Annotated in this window: 13 protein-coding genes; 5 read left to right on the top strand and 8 right to left on the bottom strand. The window is 37.0% G+C overall.

Annotated features, from left to right (window positions below; all coding sequences use genetic code 11):
- Positions 1 to 291: 291 nt before the first annotated feature.
- On the bottom strand, positions 292 to 1,932 hold the full coding sequence (locus JK139_RS10585; RefSeq protein ID WP_074420423.1) for a pyruvate dehydrogenase complex dihydrolipoamide acetyltransferase: 1,641 nt from the start codon (positions 1,930 to 1,932) through the stop codon (positions 292 to 294).
- A gap of 143 nt (positions 1,933 to 2,075) precedes the next feature.
- The gene (locus JK139_RS10590) at positions 2,076 to 3,530 is read right to left on the bottom strand and encodes an isocitrate/isopropylmalate family dehydrogenase (protein WP_218331264.1); all 1,455 of its coding nucleotides are present in this window, start codon (positions 3,528 to 3,530) and stop codon (positions 2,076 to 2,078) included.
- 149 nt (positions 3,531 to 3,679) lie between these two features.
- Here JK139_RS10590 and apaG point away from each other — a divergent pair, with 149 nt between their 5' ends.
- The gene (gene apaG / locus JK139_RS10595; protein ID WP_074420421.1) at positions 3,680 to 4,066 is read left to right on the top strand and encodes a Co2+/Mg2+ efflux protein ApaG; all 387 of its coding nucleotides are present in this window, start codon (positions 3,680 to 3,682) and stop codon (positions 4,064 to 4,066) included.
- Here the strand turns inward: apaG and gldB are convergent, their stop codons facing one another.
- Positions 4,067 to 5,083: a gliding motility lipoprotein GldB gene (gldB, locus tag JK139_RS10600; protein ID WP_218331265.1), complete on the bottom strand. Its 1,017-nt coding sequence runs from the start codon at positions 5,081 to 5,083 to the stop codon at positions 4,067 to 4,069. It abuts the gene before it with no gap.
- Positions 5,084 to 5,261: 178 nt separating this feature from the next.
- Between gldB and JK139_RS10605 the strand changes: the two genes are divergently transcribed.
- On the top strand, positions 5,262 to 6,944 hold the full coding sequence (locus JK139_RS10605; RefSeq protein ID WP_218331266.1) for an NAD+ synthase: 1,683 nt from the start codon (positions 5,262 to 5,264) through the stop codon (positions 6,942 to 6,944).
- Positions 6,945 to 6,949: 5 nt separating this feature from the next.
- Here the strand turns inward: JK139_RS10605 and JK139_RS10610 are convergent, their stop codons facing one another.
- The gene (locus tag JK139_RS10610) at positions 6,950 to 7,789 is read right to left on the bottom strand and encodes a universal stress protein (protein WP_074420418.1); all 840 of its coding nucleotides are present in this window, start codon (positions 7,787 to 7,789) and stop codon (positions 6,950 to 6,952) included.
- A gap of 126 nt (positions 7,790 to 7,915) precedes the next feature.
- Positions 7,916 to 9,109: an acetyl-CoA C-acyltransferase gene (locus JK139_RS10615; RefSeq protein WP_228733204.1), complete on the bottom strand. Its 1,194-nt coding sequence runs from the start codon at positions 9,107 to 9,109 to the stop codon at positions 7,916 to 7,918.
- A gap of 195 nt (positions 9,110 to 9,304) precedes the next feature.
- Here JK139_RS10615 and JK139_RS10620 point away from each other — a divergent pair, with 195 nt between their 5' ends.
- Positions 9,305 to 10,360 carry a quinone-dependent dihydroorotate dehydrogenase gene (locus JK139_RS10620; RefSeq protein WP_074420271.1) on the top strand — a complete coding sequence of 352 codons (1,056 nt, stop codon included), beginning with the start codon at positions 9,305 to 9,307 and terminating at the stop codon, positions 10,358 to 10,360.
- A gap of 13 nt (positions 10,361 to 10,373) precedes the next feature.
- Here JK139_RS10620 and JK139_RS10625 read toward each other — a convergent pair whose 3' ends face one another.
- Positions 10,374 to 12,869 carry a DUF5686 family protein gene (locus JK139_RS10625; RefSeq protein WP_074420272.1) on the bottom strand — a complete coding sequence of 832 codons (2,496 nt, stop codon included), beginning with the start codon at positions 12,867 to 12,869 and terminating at the stop codon, positions 10,374 to 10,376.
- Positions 12,870 to 13,127: 258 nt separating this feature from the next.
- Between JK139_RS10625 and JK139_RS10630 the strand changes: the two genes are divergently transcribed.
- Entirely contained in the window at positions 13,128 to 13,496 is a 369-nt protein-coding gene (locus tag JK139_RS10630) for a diacylglycerol kinase family protein (protein WP_074420283.1), read from the top strand.
- A gap of 56 nt (positions 13,497 to 13,552) precedes the next feature.
- On the opposite strand, the gene JK139_RS10635 is transcribed toward JK139_RS10630, so the two are convergent.
- A complete protein-coding gene (locus JK139_RS10635; RefSeq protein WP_228733205.1) occupies positions 13,553 to 16,966 on the bottom strand; it encodes a BamA/TamA family outer membrane protein in 3,414 nt (1,137 codons plus the stop codon).
- 143 nt (positions 16,967 to 17,109) lie between these two features.
- Here JK139_RS10635 and JK139_RS10640 point away from each other — a divergent pair, with 143 nt between their 5' ends.
- The gene (locus JK139_RS10640; RefSeq protein WP_074420274.1) at positions 17,110 to 17,751 is read left to right on the top strand and encodes an MBL fold metallo-hydrolase; all 642 of its coding nucleotides are present in this window, start codon (positions 17,110 to 17,112) and stop codon (positions 17,749 to 17,751) included.
- 4 nt (positions 17,752 to 17,755) lie between these two features.
- On the opposite strand, the gene JK139_RS10645 is transcribed toward JK139_RS10640, so the two are convergent.
- A complete protein-coding gene (locus tag JK139_RS10645; RefSeq protein ID WP_218331267.1) occupies positions 17,756 to 19,951 on the bottom strand; it encodes a hypothetical protein in 2,196 nt (731 codons plus the stop codon).
- Between the last annotated feature and the right edge of the window lie 121 nt (positions 19,952 to 20,072).

Here is a 20,072-nt window from a genome sequence, read left to right on the forward strand (position 1 = left end):
AAAGATTGATGAATCAAATTCCACATCCTTACAATTATCTAAAATCCCTTCGCGTTTATTCTACCTAATCCTATTAATTTAAATAAAAAATAATTTTATATTTTAATAAATTTAAAATTTATTTTATTATTTTTTAATGAAAAAAAACGGTTTTTTTTGATGAATTTTTGATAAAACTATTAATTTACAGTCATTTACACATATTGTTAATATTATTAATTATTTTTTTAAAAAAAAGTCCTGTTCATTCGCAAGGAATCAACAGGACTTTTTCAATTAGTATCCGTTAAGTTAAATCAACATTCTAAGCGGTTCTTCCAATAAACTTTTTAGTGTTTGTAAAAAGGCAGCACCGGTTGCTCCATCTACAACCCGGTGGTCGCAACTAAGGGTAACCTTCATTACATTGCCGGGTACAATTTGTCCGTTTTTCACAACAGGTTCCTGCGATATTCCACCAACGGCTAAAATACAAGCATCCGGCGGATTGATAATGGCTGTAAACTGGTCAATACCAAACATGCCCAAATTAGAAATGGTGAAAGTACTTCCTTCCCAATCGGCCGGTTGTAATTTTTTATCTTTTGCTTTTTGTGCGTATTCTTTTACCTGAACAGCAATCTGGCTTAAACTCAAACTATCTGCAAAACGCACTACGGGTACTAATAAACCTTCATCTACGGCTACTGCAACACCAATATTGATATGCTGGTTATACCGAATAAAATCGCCCATCCAACTACTATTTACTTTAGGGTGCTGTTTTAAAGCTATAGCCGTAGCTTTCAGTACCAAATCATTAAAACTGATTTTAACTTTGGCATTTTCATTCAATTTGGTTCTGGCGGCAACAGCAGCATCCATATTAATAGCCATAGTTAAATAAAAATGCGGCGCTGTAAATAAACTTTCGCTCAGGCGACGTGCAATAGTTTTGCGCATTTGCGAAACAGGAACATCTTCGTACCTAACCTGGCCTGCCGGTAATGCCTGTACAGTTGGCGCAGAAGCTGCAGTTGCAGAGGCGGCTGTAGTAGCCGGCACATAATTATCGATATCAGCTTTTATAATTCTGCCATTGTCGCCGCTACCTTTTACATATCGTAAATCTATACCTTTTTCTTCTGCCAATTTCTTGGCTAATGGAGAAACAAAAATTCTTCCTTCATTAACGATAACAGGCGCAGGAGCAGCAGCTGGTGTAGCAGGTGCAGACGGTGAAGCAGGCGCAGCGGGTGTTGGTACAGTAGCTGCAGGAGTGCCTTGTTGATTGGTATGTTTTACGGCAGCTACAATGCCATTAATATCTAATCCATCTTTGCCAATAATACAAAGCAAATCATTCACTTGAATTTTTTCGCCGGCTTTAGCCCCTTGATAAAGTAAAATGCCATCTTTATAACTTTCTAACTCCATGGTAGCTTTATCGGTTTCAATATCCGCTAATACTTCCCCTTTTTTAACGGTATCACCAATATTTTTATGCCAGGCTGCAATAACCCCTTCGGTCATGGTATCACTTAATCGCGGCATTAATACCACTTCTTCCATCTTGCTAATATCCATTGCCGGTGCTGGTGCATTTGCAGCAGGTTGATTAGGCGGAGTTGCCGGTGCAGCTTTTGCTGGTTTTACCGCAGGCTGTGCCCCGGAATTGGGTGCATGCTGTGCCAGTAAACCACTAATATCTTCGCCGGGCTGTCCTAAAATAGCCAATAAATCATTTACTTGTAATTTACCGCCTACTGGGGCGCCGGTGTGCAATAAAACCCCATTTTGATAGCTATCCAGCTCCATAGTGGCTTTATCGGTTTCAATTTCGGCTAATAATTCGCCCTTTTTAACAGTGTCTCCCACTTTTTTGTGCCAGGCAGCAATTACCCCTTCCGTCATGGTATCGCTTAAGCGTGGCATTAATATCGCTTCTGCCATAGTTCAATTGCTCTTTAAAATGAGCCGTGAAATTAAGTTAAAAATGAGAACAGAAAAGGTAAACCTTTAAAAAATGACTGTTTCTTCATTTAAATTCAATTGAACGGGTCACTTATTGTTATTTTAATTGGTTATGTATTTACTTATTGCCCCTGTGCCAATGAGTAGGCTTTTTTGTTACCCAACATTAACAGCAATTCTGATGAGCATATTTTAAAATTGCCACTCATACTTACATATAATCCCAGCACATCCATTTGGTTTAAAGGCATATCATCAATACTCTCAAAGCGAACATTGTATTGGTTCACTAAATTAGTATACACCGATCCGGTAGGCCAAACCTGTGTACCACGATTGCTGATATTCACTAATTTAAATTTTACACCTGCATGGCGCATACATTTATTGGCAATAGCAATGGGTTGTTCATTGCTTTCAATAAAAAAATCAACCCCAACAATATGCTCTTTTTCTGTTTCAATAGATTCGAGCATGGGGTTTTTATCTAATTTAAAATGGGTTTGTGTAGTAGGCATGTTAGGTAATGCCGGCTTAGCGCCCAATTCGGGTATTTTCCCAAAATTTTGAATAATGGCCTCTGCAAATGCAGTGGTAGAAAGGGCCGGTATGCTTTTATCGCCAAAATCGCCGGTATGAATACCTTGTTCTAAGGTATATAATAAGGCATTTTCAATGAGTGCTGCTGTTTGCATTAATCCCAAATGGTGCAGCATACCAATACCGCTTAACAACAAAGCAGTCGGATTGGCTAAATTTTTACCGGCAATATCCGGAGCTGTTCCATGAACTGCTTCAAAAATGCAAATATGATCACCAATATTGGCAGAGGGTGCAAAGCCTAAGCCGCCAATCAGTCCGGCACATAAATCACTTACAATATCGCCCTGTAAATTGGTTAATACCACCACATCAAATAAATCGGGCCGTGTTACCAGTTTCATACACAAATCATCTACAATTACATCATCGGCTTTTAATTCCGGGTAATCTTTGGCCACTTCATAAAATATCTGCAAAAACAAACCATCTGTAATTTTCATGATATTGGCTTTATGGCTGCAGGTAATTCTTTTCGCACCTTTTTTCTTGGCCATTTCAAAGGCATATTTTATTAACTGCAAGCTGCCGGGGCGGGTAATAAAACGGCGGCTAAGCGCTACATCGTGTGTAAGCATGTGTTCAATACCACCATAGGTATCTTCAATATTTTCTCTTACCACTGTAATATCGATAGGAATACCTGCTTTGCTAAAAACGGTATCTACCCCATGCAAAGTTTGAAAAGTTCTTTTATTGGCATAGGTATTCCAGGTTTTACGGGCAGTAACATTTACACTTTTTACCCCCTTTCCTTTTGGTGTTTCCATAGGGCCCTTAAACAAAATACCCAATGCTTCTATGGTTTGTTGCGCATCGGGTGTCATTCCATTACTGAATCCTTTATCAAAAACCCATTTTCCCATTTCTACAAATTCGTATTGCAGCGGCACTTTCGCTGCGGAAAAAATAGTTAAAACAGCCTCCATAATTTCCGGGCCTATTCCATCACCTTTTGCCACTGCTATTTTATTCATACTTTAAATTTTAGATTGCAAAAGTAAGCTTTCATAGAATTGTTTCTGTAGTAAACAGGCCGGAATAGTGTATTACTGCTTTAAAATTGAATGAACAAATACTATTAACACTGATTTTCTTATCTTTATGCTTACAGATTACACAGCATATGGTTTCAAAAATTTCTGCAGGCATTCAAATTAGCGTGGAAACATTTTATCAGCCGGATTACAGCAATCCTTTAACCCATGAATTCATGTTTGCCTATCGTATTACCATCGAAAACCTCAATGATTTTACCGTTCAGTTGCTCAACAGGCATTGGTTTATTTTTGACAGTAATGGTGAAAACAGGGAGGTAGATGGTGAAGGCGTGGTTGGGGTACAACCTGTTATTCTTCCCGGTGAAAGTTACCAGTATGTAAGTGGTTGTAATTTTAAAACAGAAGTGGGAAAAATGAGCGGTTATTATACTATGGAAAATCAAAATACAAAAACCCATTTTACTGTAAATATTCCCCCATTTGAAATGATTGTGCCCGCCAAACTGAATTAATCAGGGTTGGTATTTTGCTTCGTCAAAAATTTGCTTTGAAGGGGTTTCTAATAATTGTTCCGGACTGGTTCCCGGATGTTTTTTCATCCATTGTTTTACAATTTGCCAGCCGGTAAACAGGCCTATATTTCCGGGAGCTGCAGGGCCCAATTCAGGTGTTCCGGGGCCATCATTCACGTAAGGGGCAATTTGGGTAGGTTCTGTTTCATACAGCAGATTATTTTGTATGAAGAAACTCCATATATTTTTTTCGTGGGCATAACAGCCGGAAAGCTGGGTTTGCGTGTAACCGGTTTTAATACTATCGGCTACATTTGGTAAACAGGCATCTAAAACATACATGCGCTTTCCACTTTCTATGATTTGTTCTATCAAGGGCATTCCTGCTTTTTTTTCCGGGTAATAATCACTTAAAATATTACGCATACAATTTACCGTAATGTATTCTGGTTCAAACCGTCTTGTTTCATAATCGGGATATACTTCCCTAATGTATTGTGTATGATAGGTCGGAAACTGATGCCCCAGATATGCCTGCAAGCCAATGGCCAATCCGGATGAAGTTAAGGCACTGCCTATTCCTTCAATGGGACCAATATAAGTAATAATGTTGTGTGGCAAATTGTATTTGGGAAAATAATAATGAAAATATCGAAAAGCAGTGGCAATTTGTTCCGTATACTTTTTAACATTTGAAAATTGCTGTTGAACGGCACTATCAATCGGCGCATAGGTTCTTCTGAAGAGCAGTACATCTTTCAATACGCTATCTGGTTGTGGATACGCTGCTAAAATATTATACAAATAATCTTTAATAAAAACAGGATATTTTTTTTGCAGACTGTCTAATCCATGCGAAACATGCATGGTATCCATTGCAAAAAAATCCCGGTCAAAACGTTGCAAGGTCAAAGGCATGGGTATATTGGAAACATCAGGTAATTTTTTTTTGGGAGAGCAGGCTGCCAAAAAAATCACTACTGCTATCCAACCTGTTCTACGCATCAATCTGACCATTCCTAAATAATTTACTGCAAAATAAATACAATGTGTTGAGTATTGCCATTTGTTTTGTTAAGATTGGGCTGATAGCTTTGGTCTAAAATATAGAACTTTGCATTTTTAAACGACAATAATTGATGTACTATTCCTGTTTCATTTAGGTCTATTTGTAAGCACACTTAAAAAAAATTACATGAAGATTTTTTTAGCACAACAAAATTATCATATCGGCAATTTTGATTTCAATACACAAAAAATTATTGCGGCCATAGAAACAGCAAAGCAGGCCGGTGGCGATTTAATTGTATTTAGTGAAATGAGTATTTGCGGATACCCTGCAAGAGATTTTGTTGAGTTCAACGATTTTATTGCCAAATGTTATGCTGCTATTAACGTTATTAAAGCGCATACCCAAAATATTGGGGTATTGGTAGGTGCACCTGCAAACAATAATAGCGGAAAAGGAAAGGAACTTTTTAATGCAGCATTTTTTTTATACAATGGCGAAGTGATTGCAGAATTACATAAAACCCTTTTACCTACTTATGATGTGTTTGATGAATACCGCTATTTTGAACCTGCTTTTGATTGGCATGTAGTACCATTTAAAGGAAAGAAAATTGCCGTAACCATTTGTGAAGATATTTGGAACTTAGGCAACAACCCATTGTACAGAACCTGCCCAATGGATGAATTGATGAAAGATGCACCGGATATGATGGTTAATTTAAGCGCTTCACCATTTGATTATACTCATGTTGAAGATAGAAAAGCTGTGATTAAAGCCAATGTATTGAAATACAAATTACCCATGATTTATTGCAATGCAATTGGCAGTCAGACAGAAATTGTATTTGATGGCTCCTCATTGGTTTTTGATAAAGATGCAAACCTGTGCAAAGCATTACCCTTGTTTAAAGAGGCAATAGAATCAGTGCATTTGGATGAAGATGGCTATTTTAAAGAACCGGTAATTGAAGCAGCAGCTTATGTACCCGATGCATTATTGGACCCTGCAACTTTACAGGAATCATTGAATATCGATCAAATTTATGATGCGCTTGTTTTAGGAATTCGGGATTATTTTTCGAAAATGGGCTTTACCAAAGCTATTATTGGCTCATCCGGCGGAATAGACTCGGCAGTTACTTTGGCCATTGCCTGCGCTGCTTTAGGTGCCGAAAATGTGCGTGCTGTATTAATGCCATCACCCTATTCTACATCACATTCTGTGGATGATGCAGTTGCACTCAGTAAAAATCTCGGTAACCCTTACGATATTATTTCCATTAACCATATTTACGAATCATTTTTAAACACCTTAGCTCCTCAATTTAACGGTATGCCATTTTCGTTGGCTGAAGAAAATATGCAAAGCAGAATAAGAGGTAATTTATTAATGGCATTAGCAAATAAATTTGGCTACATTTTATTAAACACATCTAATAAAAGCGAGTTGGCTACCGGTTATGGTACTTTGTATGGCGATATGGCTGGTGGCCTCGGTGTTTTAGGCGACTGCTATAAATTACAGGTATATGAGCTGGCCCGTTTCATTAATAAAAATAAAATGATTATTCCTGAAAACATCATTCAGAAAGCCCCCAGTGCCGAGCTGAGACCAAACCAAAAAGACAGTGACAGCCTTCCTGACTATACCATTTTAGACAAAATTTTATACCAATATATTGAGCAACGGATGGGGCCTGCCGAAATAAAAGCAATGGGCTATGATGCCGACTTAGTCAACAGAATTTTAAAACTTGTAAATACAAACGAATACAAACGCAACCAGTTTTGCCCCATCATACGCGTTTCGCCCAAGGCTTTTGGCGTAGGCAGAAGGGTACCCATTGTAGGAAAGTATTTAAGTTAATTTTTTTAGTCATGAACCACCATTAATGGTACAATGCTATGAAATGCCATCATTTTGGTATGGCTTCTTTTAAACAGTGTATCAAACAAGCCATGCCTTTTGGGAATTGAAATGATTAAATCAATTTTATTTTCTTTCACAAAATTATTGGCTGTTTCCATAAAATCATTGCCATCTACAAAATGATATTGCGGATTGTATTGATGTAACAAATTATGCAGCATTAAACTTTCATGAGGTGTTTCAGGTGTAAAATGACTATTATCTTTATCAATATTCAACACATGCAATGCTGCTTTGGTAGCATCCAATACCTTGATAATAGGCTGAATAGGCGTAGTTTCAACAACTTTTTGAAAATCACAAAGAAATAATACTTTTTCAATTGGCTTTACTGGCGCCTCCTTTGGAACAATGATTACCGGTACAGTAACATTTTTGGCTACCTGTATAGTATTGCTTCCAAAAAGATTTTCTTCAATGGCATCACCGCCGGTAATACCCATCATTACAACATCAATGGGCATACGTTCGCATACACTCTGAATACCCGGCGTTAACAGATTAAATTCTGAAAGTGTTTCTACAACAATATTTTCAGGCTGATAAGCCAATAAAATGAATTTAAAATTCTCCAAACCTGTTTCACTTCCCTTCTTCAAATTATCAATCCCAACAGCATCAACCGCAGGAACCAGCGGGTCGGCACCTATTGTAACAATGGTTTGATAGGTATTGTATAAAATTACTTTTTCTGCCTTTATTTGCCGGGCAATTTCCATGGCATAAATGGCGGCATGTTTGGCAGTTTCTGAAAAGTCGGTGGGTATTAATATTGTTTTCATGTGTTTACTTTTATAACATGAAGGTAATTTTTAGAAGCCTGTTAAAAAATGATGAAAATCATTTCACAAAAAAATAATATCCTTCCCTTTCACGCTTATCCCATTATACACAGTTCCCAATCAAACCTACATTCGTTCAATAATGCCTGCAATGCCCTGGCCACCGCCTACACAGGCTGTTACCATTCCGTATTTTTTATTCAGTCTTTTTAAATCATTCAAAATTTGGATGGTTAGTTTAGCACCGGTGCATCCCAATGGGTGCCCCAACGCAATAGCACCCCCATTAATATTTACTTTAGCCGGATCCATTCCCAACGCTCGAATTACTGCAACAGACTGGGCTGCGAAGGCTTCATTCAGTTCAATTAAATCTACATCTGCTAAATTCAGTCCCGCCTGTTTTAAAACTTTGGGTACTGCGGCCACAGGACCAATACCCATAATACGCGGATGTACGCCGGCACTGGCACAATTCACCAATCGGCCAATGGGCTGTAAGCCCAGTTCAATCATCATCTTCTCACTCATTACAACTACAAAAGCAGCACCATCGCTGGTTTGCGATGAATTACCTGCAGTAACGGTACCATTCAGTGCAAAAGCAGGTTTTAATTTAGCCAACCCTTCAACAGTAGTATCGGCACGCAACCCTTCATCAGTATCTACTACATAAGAACGGTTCGCTTTTTTCCCCTTTTCATTTACATAAGTTTCCTGCACAGTAATGGGTAATATTCCAGATTTAAAATACCCATTTTCTATAGCTGTTTTTGCTTTTTGGTGCGAATGGTATGCAAACACATCCTGATCTTCTCTTGAAACATTAAATTCTTTTGAAACTGCTTCGGCAGTTAAACCCATGCTCAGGTAATAATCGGGTTCATCTTTTGCAATATTATAGGATGGAACCGTTTTCCAGCCGGTTGTAGGCACCAAACTCATACTTTCCGTACCGCCGGCAATAATACAGTCGGCCATACCGGTTCTTATTTTAGCAGTTGCCATGGCAATACTCTCTAACCCGCTGGCACAATAACGATTAATGGTAATACCAGCCACTTCAACACCCAATGCTTTAGCTGCAATAATTCTACCAAATTGCAAGCCTTGTTCTGCTTCTGGCACAGCATTACCTACAATTACATCATCTATCCGTTTATAATCTAACTGCGGAAGGGTAGCCATCAATCCTTTTATCACTTCCACCGCCAAATCATCGGGACGGTAAAAACGAAAGCCACCTCTTTTGCTCTTGGTAACTGCGGTCCTAAAACCTGCAACGATGTATGCTTCCTGCATAAAAATAATTTTACTCATCAAATGTAATAAAAAGTTGTTTATGCAACTATATATTCATTGAATTTTACCATCTCGGTTTTCAACAAATGAAACCAATAATTAGTTAATCATGCAGGGAAAAATGTTGTGCTTCAACTGTGCGTATACCGTAATATGCTATCAACAAACAAGGATTCTGTTCCTTATTCTTTGCACTGCTTTATCTTCGCAGCCATGTATGCATTGATTAGAAAATTATTGTTTCAAATGAACCCTGAAAGGGTACATTATTTTGCGATGAATAGTTTACAAAAGGCTTGTAATATTCCTACTTTGCAACATTTTATTGCACAACAACTTTCCATAAAAGATGCGGCTTTGGAAAAAGAAGTTTTTGGGCTTCATTTTAAAAATCCTGTTGGACTGGGTGCGGGGTTCGATAAAAATGCAGTTTATTTAAAACCACTCAGCAGTTTAGGGTTTGGATTTGTTGAAATAGGCACTGTTACACCGAAAGCACAACCGGGCAATGAGCCACCACGTTTATTCAGACTACCGGCAGACAAAGCTTTGATTAACAGGATGGGATTTAATAATGATGGCGTAATTGCCATACAAAAAAGATTAGCAGATTGGAAAAACAGTGCACACACACCTGAAACAGCATCGTTAATTATTGGAGGAAATATTGGCAAGAATAAACATACCGAAAATGAAGATGCGTGGAAAGATTATACCATTTGCTTTGAAACCTTATTTGATGTTTCTGATTATTTTGTGGTGAATGTTAGCTCGCCTAACACACCGGGGTTAAGGGCTTTACAGGAAAAAGATGCTTTGAAAAAAATTCTCGCTTCCTTACAGAATATCAATTTTGGGAAGTCACAACCCAAACCTCTTTTACTTAAAATTGCGCCAGATTTAACTACAGAACAATTAGACGATATTATTGCATTAACAGAAGAAGTAAAGCTTTCCGGCCTGGTTATCAGTAATACTACCATTAGCAGAAAAGGGATGAACCACACAGCAGCATCTGTTATTGAAAAAATTGGTGCGGGTGGATTAAGTGGCGCACCGCTTCGCGAAAAAAGCAATCAAGTGTTGGCTTATGTTGCTACACAAACCCAACACCGTTTACCCATTATAGGAAGCGGAGGAATTTTTACGGGTGCCGATGCCCAGGATAAATTTGCAGCAGGTGCTCAATTAGTACAGGTTTGGACCGGTTTTGTGTATGAAGGACCGCGTATTGCACGCAATATTTGCGAGTCTTTACTAAGCCGTTGATTGCTGTTGCTCATTAAAAAGTAATTCGGAAACTGCCAAACACACCAAATTTATTTATATTTTCATTAACTGCCGGAGTTGGCGATAAGCGCCAAATAAAATCAACACGAAACAGCTTAAATATATTATCAATACCTGTTCCAATTTCTGTATACACATGCCCGTCTAACGATTTAAAGGGGGCATTGCCTACATAGTTCAATTGCTGATTGTCAGGGCTTAAATTGCCTACTACAGCTTTAAATGTCCATAACTGCCGCAACTTCAGTTTACGGGTTAATGAGGTTAATCTAAACAAACCATTACCTACATTGTGTTCAATATTAATACCTGCATATTGATCGCTTACATATTCAAAACGATTCATTAAGCTGAAAGCATACCTGTTATAATAGTACTGCTCATTACCGGGATGTACTTCCAGAAACTGATAAGGTGCTGTTCCAAAAATTTTACCGCCATACACATTATAATAAACATAACCAAATGGTGCAATTTTTAAATAATCAGAAACAGATAAACTTACTTTATCGTAGGTGTAACTACTGTTTAAAACACCGGGGAAGCCATGCGCATAGTTGAATAATACAATGGGATAATCGCTACCCAAACTATAACGTGTAAAATTACTGACCAGGGTACGTTCATCGTAAGCATAGCGAACACTAAATCCGGCTTCAAAGGTTTTTAAAGGGGTACCGCCATTCGTAGTAGGAAAATATTGTTTACCGGGCAAGTTTAATAATGCTTCATATTGTTTAGAAGTGAAAGAAGTGCCAAAGCCAAAACCTGAATTGGTCTCTGCATAATAATTCAAATCCCATTCTTCGGAACGTTGGTATTTAAAAGGAATATTAGGCCTCCTGAAAATGGTAGCAAAAATATTATCGGTACCTAACTGATCAGCATACATCTGGCCATTATCCAAATCATTTCGATACTTTAAGTTGATGTAACTCCAGGGTTGCCTGCTAAACTGATACCGTATTTCACCCAACCCTTTTAGCCCTTTATCTTTAAAGCCATAAGCCAGATAGGTATGTGCAAACCAATGCTCATTAAATCCACGATTGGTTTCCACATCAAAACGAACCCTTGCACCTTCATAGGGGTTGGCGCTTAACCAATACCACCAGGGGCCAATACGTACATTGCCCACATCTTTATACCCTTTCGCTAAAAACTCTAATGTATTTCGATAATGAATATAAGTTTTATTATTTTCCAATGTATCTAACAATGCATACACCGTTTTTTCACTTTTATTCAGTTCTTCATGCCGATGATCGGCCCAGAATGAATCGGGCAAATTGGTAACATTGGGTAATAGATCAACTTCACTCGGTGTTTTGGCCGAATCGAGCATGCGGGTAACATAAGGGCTGTTCAGCAATACCTTTCGGTAAGTGGTTGTTTTTCGTCCTTTAAAAGCCAGTTTATTTTTCCCAAGGGGCGAAATATCTACCACAAATTTATCTTTCGATAAAAACCAGATACTATCATCTATTAATCTATATTCCTGAATTAAAGTAAGCCCACTGATAAAATTTAAATTTACGTCAACGGCAGGCCGTAAAGTAATTTTTTGAATGGCAAAGCTGGTATCATTCACCCAGCAATCTCCTTCAAATACATCTTCACCTTTGTGTTTGGGTGTAAATTTAAAATGCACCAATCTCCGATGATTCAGGTACTGTGTATCTAATAATTTAAAATTATAAAACTTATCGCCACGTTCATTAAAAGGGCCAATGAAATCTCGGTTAAACACAGGAATGGTGTTGGCATAAATATCTACAATCTGGTACATATTACCCAATTGTTTTATCAGGCTTTCATTATCAATGCCATTGGTTTTGGTTGCTTTAATAATTTCGCGGGAACGTACGGGATTATTTTGATGATAATAATCTGAAATGGTTTCGGTTAAATAAGCCGGTAAAAATGGTTTATCTTCTGAAGTAGAGTCAATATAATTGAACACAAAATTCAAAGGCTTTACCAAAAAGTTTTTGGAAAGTTTGGCAGTGTTGATATTGGCAATATCTAATTCTAATTTATTGTAAGCCTCATAATAAAAATTATTCCAGTGGGTACGCTCATGATCGGCTTTGTGCTGCATAATTTTTCGCCAAAACCATAATGCCCGGTTGTATTTGCTTTTAACCACCACATCATTACTGGGCAACAATTCCATTTTAACAGTAAAAAATGCCGAGTCTTTAAATAAAGCACTGGGTATTAAAACATTTTTATACCCAACTGAACTGATTTGCAAGGTATCATTGTGACTCCATTGGCCGGAAGTAAATACAAAGCGGCCGGAAGAGTCGGTTAAAACACCCTGCCCGCTCAATTTAAAAACAGCAGTAGAGAAGGGAATAGGCTCATCACTTTGTTTATCTACTATGACTCCACTAATTTTAATTGCCTGCGCTACAGTTACTGCGCTACACATCCAAACCAAAAGAACACTCAAAAGGGTTTTCTTAACTGTATGCCATATCATAGCGCAAAATTAAAGGATAGGGGAATGTAAATAGAGACATAAGTCACAATTAAATTTAATTTATTTTAAATCATGCCCAATGACTTTTGGTTAGATAGCCCTTTTTTATGAAATGCTGCTTTTGTGAAAATGAATGGAAAAAACACAGCTTTCAATTGTTATTATTTAAAATAAATTAATGTATAACAAGATTTTTCAAAAATGGTTGCTACATATTTCCCAATAACAATAACTTTAAACTACAATTCAAACAAGGGAATGACCTCATTTTTTATTGCTGTGAAATATGCTGCTATCGGCATTTATACATTTTTTATACAGGAAAGAAATGCAAAAATACAGTTCTTTATAGCCATTCTTACCCTTTTTCTCAGTTGGTGGTTACATATTTCAAACATAGAATGGATACTGGTTTTGCTTTGCATGATGCTGGTAATTGGGTTAGAAATGATGAATACAGCTATTGAAAAAATCTGCAATCACATCACACCGGATTTTCATCCTAATATTAAAATCATTAAAGATATTGCTGCTGGTGCCGTACTTTGGGCAGCCTGTTGCAGTGTAATAATTGGTTGCATTATTTTTATTCCAAAAATCACTCACTATATTTTCAATTGGGAATAAAAAAACCGATGCAATGGATGTACACCGGTTTATTGAAGCATATCATATTCATTTCATTAAAAATCTAACCCAAGTGATAAATAAAATACAGATGGTCCTCTAAATAAGCCTTTCATTGGCCAACCCAAATCGGCACGGATAAAATAACCCAACAAAGTACTTCTTGCACCAAATCCATAACCACCGGCAAATGGGCCTAAACCACCGGCATCTAAGCGTACTGTAATAGGATTAATAGCCGGATTGGCAGGTTGAAATATTTCAGTAGGCCGTTTAATGCCATTAAATTTTCCGTTCCATGCGGTACCTAAATCAATGAATTGAACCAATTGAAAATTCCTTAAAAAGGCATTGTTAATGGGGCGGTTAAACAAGGTTGAAAATAAAGGAAACCGAAGTTCACTATTAATCACCACTGCATTATTACCATTGGCAACATTTTGATTATAACCCCGCATATTTAAAGCCAACGATTGAAATGCATAGGTTTGATCGGGTGCAGGCTGATTGGCACTATTGAACTTTGGATTTACCCAGCCATCTGTTCCACCCAAGTAATAAATAATTTTTTGGTTGCCAAAACTAAAGTCGCCTGCTGCCCTTGTTGCCCAAATAAAATTGCGATAAATTTTGTAGTAGTTACGTGCATCAAAGCCTAAGTTATAAGTTTGATTACCACTGCCACCGGTAGTTCCGGCAATGGGCTCATTAATATCGGCATATACTTTCCAGCGCAAACCATTCCAGATATTCTGTGCCGGGTTGATGGTATTATCATAAACGTACTCAATATGCCCCACTAAATATTGTGCACTGGTATCATTTACCTTGAGTGAAAACTGATCTGCAGGTTTTATAACGCCAAGGTCTTTACGTAAGCCGAATGTGGCTCGCAGGCTTCTTACCTCATCAAATGGATAGGCCACATTAAATTGATACAAGTTGGTAATTAACTGATTATCATAAGGGCTGGTATTAAAGAAATTAGTTTGGGTACTACGGTAATAAGTTACACCCCAGTCAACCCGTTTTTTCAAGTTTTGAAAGGAGAAAAAGAAATCTTTATCTTTTAAAGAAGTGCCGAAACGAATACCTCCAATAAATTTAATGTCTTCCATCAAATCGCTGACACCTGCGCGGAAGCTCCAGTTAATGGCACTTCCATTGTTCAACTGAATAGGGCCGGCACCACCTGCATAAGGTTGATAACGATTTACCAATATGTTATTAGTAACACCGGCCAACAAATAATCGGCACTAAACTTTAAACGATAATTAAACAGTTTGGTTTCTTGTAAATAGTTATGTTGATTTTTAGTTCCTGTGGCATTGTTTCCTGAAATATTGGTGTTCGAAATACCTGATTGGGAGGTAGCAGTATCGGCTTCACTTGAAAATTCATTTTGAAAAAAGTTTTTTGGTGCTGGTTTTACCGTATCAACTAATGCAACAGGCAGTTTCTTTTTGGAATTATTGGTGTAATTTAACGGATTACCCCGTGCAATTTTTTGTGCATTCATTTGCTCTTGTATGTATTGTGTAGGCCGGGCATTCACGTTTCTTCTGTTCAATGCTGTTTCATCTACTTTTAATTTGTAAAGAAATTTAAAGTCACCTTCCTGTCGGGTTTCGCTTACCTGGCCGTTATTGCCCGATACTCTTGATTCCAGTAAAGAACTCTGGTAATTGGTAATAGGGAAAGTATAAGTAGAATCTTTATACACCTGAAAATAACTGATACTATCGGCTTCGGGTTTACGCCAGGCGGCTAAGGTAGAATCCAACTCTTTTACAGAAGGATTTCTCAACATTTCGGTACCAATATAATACAATGTGTCAAGCCCATCCCGTTTGGTAGAGAAAAAACCGGCCCAACGGTTACCAATTCCATTCTCATCACTCACAAAAGTAAAGTGATTGGTATTGTATTGCATCGGGAAAGTAGCATTACCATATTTTAAATTCGTAAGTTGTGTAATTTGTTTGGTTTTGCTTTTGTTTAAAATATCAATCAGGAAAATATTGAAACGGTAACGGCTTGGCAAAACGGTATCATTACTGGGGGCAGAAGGGCTGGGTCTGTTAGAGGAAAAAATGATACCGGATCTGTTGGGGAAAGATACAAAATTGGGATACAATTCATCATACACATCATTGGTTACCTGCTCTATTTTCTGGTCATCAATTTTATAAATAAACAAATCTGTCTGACCATTTTTAACTGCACTTAAAATAAGGGTATTGGCATCGAGCATAAAAGACGCATCATTAATCTGCTCAAATCCTGTAATTTCCTGTTTAAACCTTTTATAACGGGCTAATACATCGTATACAAACATTTTAATTTTTCCTTTATCCCAATAAATTACTAAAAGCCGGGTTCCTTTGCCATCCCATGCTAAAATGGGATAATTTGGATTAATGTCCCCTTCGTTGGTACGAACGCCATAATCTAATAATATTTTTGTGTCGTAAAAATTTTCAACATATTTAACCCTGTAAACACCTTTCTTAAATTCAACTACGGCATAGTTATTATTGCGTGGATTGGGATTTGCCTGAAAACGGAAATAATCATTTTTGCTCACATCTTCCGATACACTTAAAACACCTTTTGGCGCATTTCTTCTTTGCCGGATATCTTTATAATAGCGGTCTTGCATTTGCTGCATGAAATCATCTAATACCTCTTTAAATTTTTTCTTACAAATTTTTTCAGAAGCACTATTCAAACTTTTGTAGATACGGGCTAAGTATAAAAAATAAGTTACATTTTCTTTTCGGTAATGTTCGGCTATGTAATACCAGAACGCGTTGCCGGCTAAAAGCGGTTTATCGAATGCAAACTGGTAAAAATTATTATAATTACCACTTAACAGGGCACTTTTTAACTGATCATCTTTCTCTGTACTCCAATTCTGTGCAACATAAGCTACATAACCATCTGTTAACCATTGCGGCAAATCCAATAAAGCCTGATTACTGGCAAATTCACCAATATCATCTCCAAACAAAATATTATCGGTTAATACTTTGGCAATTCCTTCTCGGATCTGATTTCTTAAATGATTATGATTGCCATCAAAAAAAACTACAATTTTATTGTTCACCAATTTGGTTAATCCACCGGCATTTTGCCAATCAATGCCAATTCCAATATTACTTTGTTTAAAATCGTTATAGCTGTTGTACACCACAATATTGGCGCGGCGTTGCAAACTATACTCGGTAAATTTTTCTAACTCAGGTAAATTATCTTCTGCAACCTGTGCTACAAATTTTCCCAATTCAGTACCACCTTGTGTAACATAGGTATTGAAATTAGGTGACTGGTAAAATTTCCATTTGAATTTGTTAAACTGTACCCTGTTTTTACCAAATTCAACCATATTTACCTGTGCCGTAACCGCTACCGGTAAAATGATAAATAATAAGATTGTAACTTTATGAATGATTGATTTCATTTGCATATCCAGTCAGAATTTAAAAATATTCGGGGCATCAGAAACGTTTGTCCAAAATTTTAAAGTGAAGATATTGGTCAATTAATTTCTAATTCCTCAATACTTGTTAAAATTAAGTAATTACCCATTATCAATTTAAAAATAAGTACATGTTGCACATTAAAGTTTTTACGTTTAACCCCATACAGGAAAATACTTACCTTATTTATAATGATGCTTTAAACGCTGTAATTGTTGACCCGGGATTTTATTTTTCTTCAGAACAACAGGTTTTTAGCGATTATATTCAAAAAAAACAATTAACACCCTCGTTGCTCGTTAATACACATTGCCATTTAGACCATGTTTTTGGAAATAAATGGGTACATGAACATTATAAAATTGAACTTTGGGCACATAAAGATGAAATACCCATGTTAGAAATGGCACCCATTTCGGGCCAGCAATGGGGCTTGCCATTTGAAAACTATAGTGGAAACATTAATTTATTGCAGGAAGGAGATAAAATATATTTAGATGAGGATGAATTTGAAATTTTTGAAGTGCCAGGTCATTCACCTGCCAGTATTTGCTTATATCATGCACCGCAAAAAATTTTAATTGCAGGCGATGCGCTTTTCAAAGAAAGTATTGGAAGAACTGATTTACCCGGAGGCAACCACCATCAACTCATTAAAAACATTAAAGAAAAATTGCTTGTTTTACCAGAAGATACAGTGGCATACCCGGGGCACGGACCTGCCACTACTATTGGGCATGAGTTGCGCTACAACCCCTTCCTGCAATCATAATATCTTACTGACTTTTAGCTTTTTGAATGGCTTTATTATATGCCATAATAAACATGGCTCCTAAATTGTTTTGCGGTGGCACGTAATCATCAAATTTTTCTTTATAACCGCCGGTAAATTTATTTTGCAATCCGCTCCAGATTTTAGCCCAGTCTAAATTTTTACCCTGTCGCAAAGTTTCTGTAATAGTTTCTATCAATGCCATATTCACCACACCCGTACCCACTTGTTTAGATGCAATGATATGTGACTCTGGGCAAATTTTTAAAACATCATTCAAACTATTGTAACCACCACAACTGCCCAATAATACCACTTTTGCCGAAGGGAACAACCTTTTGATGGTAGAATTTACATAATAACTGTGGCCACGATGAATCACTACCGTAGGTTCTATATTGGCTGAATCTAAATAACTATACAGGTGCTGCTGAGCAGCATCATCTAAATCCTGCTGCGCATCTAAAGGCTTGTTGGCATAAATTTCAATAGGTGCGCCTTTCATTGATTTTACTTCTACCCATTCCGGTTTATTTACAACACGCCAATATCCATTATTAAAATTGGCCAAAAATGCATTAAATATATTTTTACCGTCTTTATCTCCGTAAAAAAACTGCTGAATAATTACTTTACCTGAGGCATCTTTCAATAATGATAAAGGCATTTCATACACCGGAATAATTCCCAATTTTGCTGAAACATCAATGTGATTGGCAGGATCCATCGATAAAAAAATGGTATTCAATATGTTATAAATTACAATGCCTCTTTCATTTCGCTTTTTTTGATTGTATTGCAGTTGCTGTTGCACTTGCTTTAACATCAGGCTTCTTATTCCGGGATCATTGATGCTGGCATAAGAATCAGCAACATCTACCGCATCTTCCAATGTGGTGGTTTTTTCCAGACCGTTTACAAAGCGCTTAATTAAATTTTGAGCGGTTGATTTATCCATTCGCTTTAAAAAATCATCCAGCTCATTATACGCAGCGGCCATGCGAATAAACTTCTTGTAAAAATCATCATGTACCCATGCCAATAAAGTATCTGATCGGGGAATGGCCATGCGTGGAAAAATTCGGTTGTACACACCCAGATAGCTGCTGGTATAAATATCATCTTCACCCAAAACACATAAATAGTATAAATCTTGAGGCGCCAAATTATCTAATACTTTAAACCGAACAGCATCGCGTGGTTCTTCATGCAGTCCATTAATTTCATTAATATAATGTTCAACAGCTTTTTGTTTCAGTTTATCGGTTAACACTTGTTTGGCATAAGGTGTATCACCCATTTGCATACGGGCTGCATATTTTATTTCTGTATTCACCAATAATTTATAAAAGGGGTCGTCGGTATCTTTTAATTTCTGTATTGAATCAATAGTAATTTGTTTGTGATAAATTTCATCCAGAAAAGCGAAATAAATACGGCCACCGGGCAATTTTTCTATTTGATAAATGGTTTGCACCAATGCATCATTTACTTTTTTTATTTTTTGCGAAAGTTCATTTCCTGCACCGAGATAATCATAAATCATATCCGGATTTCTGTGCGCCACAACAGTTATGAGGCTATCGGCAAAAGGCAAATTCAAATGATTTCCTATAATATTTAAAATGTTATCCGGATTTTGTTGGCAGTTTTTTAGTACTAAAATATTTTTAGCATCATTTAGCCCAATATTATCCTGCAAGGCAAAATTGCTGATCAGTAGATTTCCAATTGCCATATCGTTAGCATTAACAATCGGGGCTATAGATTGGTGATTTTTTTCAAAGGCTATTGCATTTTCGTAAACTACCATCAAATCGCCCAGCATAATTCCTTTTATTAATCCGGCTTTATAAGCTGTAGTAAAACTTTCTAAAAGGCTGTAAATACCTCTTAACCATTTGTATTTATCATTATTGCTAATAGTGCTGTCTAATTCAACCGCTGCAGCCATATTATGAACAGTGGTATGCAGCAATTGGGTAATTTGTAAATTAACATCAATGTTGTTAGTTGGTGCAAATAAATGATCCTTATTCGGCGTAAGGTTAATAATATTTTGTTCGGCCGTTTTTATATTATCGTGAATTAACTGGCGCATATGCGGTATAACCGGCATTGCTAATTCGGGTTGCGCCTGCAAGACCATTACACCCAGCAAACATAAAACGGATAGGTAAACCTTTTGAATGATTCGCATAATCATCAAAAATAAATGCAATTATGCAAATTTTTCGTTAATGGAGTTAACAATTAGATAATCTGGGCCTTGTAGATGAATGCAAAAACTGTAAGTTAAATTTGTGTAAATTTGATGTTAT

Origin of the sequence: Hydrotalea lipotrueae (assembly GCF_019249625.1) — a bacterium.
GTDB classification, from domain to species: domain Bacteria; phylum Bacteroidota; class Bacteroidia; order Chitinophagales; family Chitinophagaceae; genus Hydrotalea; species Hydrotalea flava.

Excerpts from the sequence above, each read along its gene's own strand:
- JK139_RS10585 (WP_074420423.1), bottom strand. The coding sequence starts at position 1,932 with ATGGCAGAAGCGATATTAATGCCACGCTTAAGCGATACCATGACGGAA.
- JK139_RS10625 (WP_074420272.1), bottom strand. The coding sequence starts at position 12,869 with ATGATATGGCATACAGTTAAGAAAACCCTTTTGAGTGTTCTTTTGGTT.
- JK139_RS10645 (WP_218331267.1), bottom strand. The coding sequence starts at position 19,951 with ATGCGAATCATTCAAAAGGTTTACCTATCCGTTTTATGTTTGCTGGGT.
- apaG (WP_074420421.1), top strand. The coding sequence starts at position 3,680 with ATGGTTTCAAAAATTTCTGCAGGCATTCAAATTAGCGTGGAAACATTT.
- JK139_RS10620 (WP_074420271.1), top strand. The coding sequence starts at position 9,305 with ATGTATGCATTGATTAGAAAATTATTGTTTCAAATGAACCCTGAAAGG.
- JK139_RS10635 (WP_228733205.1), bottom strand. The coding sequence starts at position 16,966 with ATGCAAATGAAATCAATCATTCATAAAGTTACAATCTTATTATTTATC.
- JK139_RS10630 (WP_074420283.1), top strand. The coding sequence starts at position 13,128 with ATGACCTCATTTTTTATTGCTGTGAAATATGCTGCTATCGGCATTTAT.
- JK139_RS10615 (WP_228733204.1), bottom strand. The coding sequence starts at position 9,109 with ATGAGTAAAATTATTTTTATGCAGGAAGCATACATCGTTGCAGGTTTT.
- JK139_RS10610 (WP_074420418.1), bottom strand. The coding sequence starts at position 7,789 with ATGAAAACAATATTAATACCCACCGACTTTTCAGAAACTGCCAAACAT.
- JK139_RS10605 (WP_218331266.1), top strand. The coding sequence starts at position 5,262 with ATGAAGATTTTTTTAGCACAACAAAATTATCATATCGGCAATTTTGAT.
- JK139_RS10590 (WP_218331264.1), bottom strand. The coding sequence starts at position 3,530 with ATGAATAAAATAGCAGTGGCAAAAGGTGATGGAATAGGCCCGGAAATT.
- gldB (WP_218331265.1), bottom strand. The coding sequence starts at position 5,083 with ATGGTCAGATTGATGCGTAGAACAGGTTGGATAGCAGTAGTGATTTTT.
- JK139_RS10640 (WP_074420274.1), top strand. The coding sequence starts at position 17,110 with ATGTTGCACATTAAAGTTTTTACGTTTAACCCCATACAGGAAAATACT.